Here is a 3,437-nt window from a genome sequence, read left to right as displayed (position 1 = left end):
TCGCGCTCGGCGTCGTAGCCGCGTACGCCGGCCGCGACGCCGGGCGGGCTCGCATTCAGCGCGGACGACAGCGTGATCGCGTCGGTCCAGCCGAGCCACTGGCTCAGCCGGTCGGACAGCGTCTGCCGGGATTCCGCGACGTCGGCGTCGGCCAGGCGCGCGAGCAGCCGGACGAGCGCCGGGCCGCTCAGCGCCGGGCGCGAAGGTGCTTGCACCATGCTGCAAACCGTCAAAAAAGGCAGCAGTTTACACGTCGCCGGGAGGTCGACCGCCAGAATCGGGGAAGCGCCACCGCCCGGTGGCGCGTGCGGCACTCGCGAACGCCCGCCACACAAGGCTTGGCGGGCGGCCGAGGGCTGCTGCCGCGACGGTTCTGCCGCCCTTGCCCGCCGCCGCATCGCCCGCCGGTTGCGAATTCGGGCCGCCGAGACCCGCCGCGTTGCGCTACCATCGCAGCACCCGTCGGGCCACGCGTGCCGGCCGCGGGCTGCGCCCCCGAGACCGGGTGCCACCGACCCACAACGAACAACAAACGGGCCCGGCCCGACCGCACACGATGCTTGCCAACCTCGTCACGCGCCTGCGCGACCGTTTCGGCAAACCGCCGACCCCGCAGGCCTTCGCCGAACGCCTGATCGCCACGCTGCGCGCATCGGGCGACACGCGCACCTGGCGCCACGAGGACGAGAAAGGCTGTCTCGTCCAGTCGGATGCCCCGTCGAACATCATCAACCTGCATAACCTGTTCCGCGACTACGCGGCCGCGAAGCCGTCCGAGCGCGACACCGTGCTGAAACGGCAGGCGAACGCGATGATGCAGCACGAGATCCCCGAGGATTTCGCCGCCGCACGCGCGCAGCTGCGGCCCATAATCCGCAGCGCGACCGAGCGCGGCGTGACCGCGCTGCAACTGGCCGGGCAGCCCGGCGTAACGGAACTCGCATTCCGGCCGCTGTGCGAGAACATCGAAATCGGCATCGCGTACGACGGCGAGTTCAACATCGCGCGCCTGCCGACCTCGACGCTCGACAAATGGGGCGTCTCGTTCGACGACGCATGCGAGATCGCGATCGACAACCTGCGGGCCGAATCGTCGGCGCCGTGGGCCGCGCTACCGAACGGGGTGTTCCTGTCGCAATTCAACGATTACTACGACGCGGCGCGGCTGCTGCTGACCGACCTGCTCCACCGGCAGCCGATCGCCGGCGCGCCGGTCGTGATGGCACCGAACCGCGCGGTGCTGCTGCTCACCGGCGACCGCAATCCGGCCGGGCTCGCCGCCATGGTCGACCTCGCCGAACAGGCGCAGGCGCAGCCGCGCCCGCTGCCGCCGCTGATGCTGCGCTGGGACGGCACCGCGTGGCGGCGTTTCGTGCCGGAAGGGCTCGAAACGAAGCTGGCCGCGCTGCGCATCGGCGAGCTGGCGGGCGACTACCAGGATCAGCGGATGCTCCTCGACGACGTGCACGAACGCGACGGCACCGACGTTTTCGTGGCGACCTACTCGGTGTACAAGCGCCAGGACGGCAGCCTGTTCAGCGTCGGCGTATGGAGCGACGGCGTGCACACGCTGCTGCCCGAGACGGATATCGTCGCGCTCCATCGCGAGTCGACCGGACAGTCGGCCTACGTGCCGATGGCCGAGCTGCTGAACACGTGCGGCGACCTGATGACGGCCACCGGGCATCGCCCGGTGCGTTATGAAGTGAAGGTGTTTCCCGACGACACGCGGTTCGCGGCACTGCTGGAGCGGTTCAGCGAAGCCTGATGCCGAAGCGCGGTGCGCGCCGGCGGCCGGCCGCTGGAATGGCCGGCCGCCGTGCGATGCAGAACAGGAATGGAAGCGCTCAGATTCCCGCTTTCGGCGCGTTCAGGATCAGCCGCAGCCCGAGCAGCGTGATCGCGCCGGCCGCGACGCGGTCGACCCACTTCTTCGCGCGCAGGTAGAGCTCGCGCGGCCGGCGCGTGGAGAAGCACAGCGCGACGATCGTGTACCAGCCGAACTCGACGCCGAACACGAGCGGCGGCAGCGCCAGGTAGCACCACAGCGGCGGATGCTGCGGGAGCAGCGCCGCGAAGATGCTGCCGTACCAGATCGCCGTCTTCGGGTTGCTGAGCTGGGTCGTGAGGCCCGTCCAGAACGACTTGCGCGCGCTGCCGCCGCCCATCGCCCGCGGATCGTCCATCGCGATCGGCCGGTCGGCGCCGCGCCAGATCTTCGACGCCATGTAGATCAGGTACGCGCCGCCCGCCACCTTGAGGCCCACGTACAGCCATTCGACAGCCTGCAGCAGCGTGTAGAGCCCGGCCAGCGCGACGCCGCCGAACACGATGCCGCCGATGCCCATGCCGAGCGCGGTGGCCAGCCCGTCGCGGCGCGACAGCCCGATCGCATTGCGGGCCACCAGCACGAAGCTCGGGCCCGGAATCATCGCGCCGAGAAACAGCGCAGCCAGGATGGCGAGTACGGCAGCCGATGCGGTCATCGAAATCTCCTTGATGAGCGACGCCGAAGCGCCGGCGCCTGCGTGTCGTGTCCGACCGTCGAGCCGCCGATTCTGGCACGCTTCGCGCATGGCCGAAAGCCGCCTTGCGCTGCTATGCTGGCCCTCTTTCCCGTCAGTCGCGCCAGTCGCGCCGCCCGCCATGATCGAGATCCGCGCCGCCCGTCGCGCTCAATCCGGTGCCGGGCACCGCATTTCCCGGGCGGGATTCGCCGCCCCGCGCGATCGGCCACCCTCTTCCTCTTTTCGACCGGACACCCCGTCATGCGCGTTTTCCACCTGCCCATCGTGCTCGCCTCGCTGCTCGCCGCGCTTTCGCCCGGCGCCCGCGCCGGCGACCTGCCGAAGTCGATCGCCGCGCAGTTGCCGGCCGGCTACCAGCCGCTGCTCGCGCAAGCCGGGCCGGATCTCGACAACGGACGGCACAGCTTCCTCGTCGTCGTGCACCGGGCGGTCGATACGCGCGAGCAGCCGTCGCCGCGCCCGCTGCTGATCTTCGAGGAGCAGGCCGACCACGCGTTCCGGCTCGCCGCGCGCAACGACCAGGTCGTGCTGCGCGCGAACGAAGGCGGCCAGTGCGATCCGTTCGATCCGGACGATGCCGCCGACAACGGCTTCGCGGTGAAAGGCCGCTATTTCACCGTGCAGAACTTCGTCGCGTGCGGACAGCACTGGACCGACTACGTGACGTTCCGCTACGACCCGCACACGCATGGCTGGGTATTTTCGAACCGGATCGTCACCGAATCGTTTCCGCTCGACGACCAGCCCGACCACGTCACCGTCACGCGCGCCGACGCGCACCGGCCGGTGTCGTTCGGTCAGTGGCAACGCAAGGACTGACGCGGCCGGCGCAACGCGTCGCGACCGCTTGCATCGCACACCGGCCGGCGCGGGCACGGCCAGGCCCGGGCACGCGTCGCCGCCTCCGCC

Annotated in this window: 4 protein-coding genes; 2 read left to right on the top strand and 2 right to left on the bottom strand. The window is 70.4% G+C overall.

What is annotated here, in order from left to right; genetic code table 11:
- The coding region (locus tag DPV74_RS40090) for a DUF3348 family protein (protein ID WP_119339200.1) at positions 1-218 on the bottom strand (218 nt) is incomplete at its 3' end.
- Positions 219-556: 338 nt separating this feature from the next.
- Between DPV74_RS40090 and DPV74_RS40085 the strand changes: the two genes are divergently transcribed.
- Positions 557-1,768 (top strand): hypothetical protein, encoded by a 1,212-nt coding sequence (locus tag DPV74_RS40085; RefSeq protein WP_119339199.1) that lies wholly within the window; start codon positions 557-559, stop codon positions 1,766-1,768.
- A gap of 79 nt (positions 1,769-1,847) precedes the next feature.
- On the opposite strand, the gene DPV74_RS40080 is transcribed toward DPV74_RS40085, so the two are convergent.
- On the bottom strand, positions 1,848-2,486 hold the full coding sequence (locus tag DPV74_RS40080) for a LysE family translocator (protein WP_021163579.1): 639 nt from the start codon (positions 2,484-2,486) through the stop codon (positions 1,848-1,850).
- A 282-nt stretch (positions 2,487-2,768) separates the two neighbouring features.
- Here DPV74_RS40080 and DPV74_RS40075 point away from each other — a divergent pair, with 282 nt between their 5' ends.
- Positions 2,769-3,347 (top strand): hypothetical protein, encoded by a 579-nt coding sequence (locus tag DPV74_RS40075; RefSeq protein WP_060196714.1) that lies wholly within the window; start codon positions 2,769-2,771, stop codon positions 3,345-3,347.
- The last annotated feature ends 90 nt before the right edge of the window (positions 3,348-3,437 follow it).

Source organism: Burkholderia sp. HAN2018, from assembly GCF_024704855.1.
Taxonomy (GTDB): Bacteria; Pseudomonadota; Gammaproteobacteria; order Burkholderiales; family Burkholderiaceae; genus Burkholderia; species Burkholderia cepacia.
This window is presented reverse-complemented; position numbering and strand designations above follow the sequence as displayed.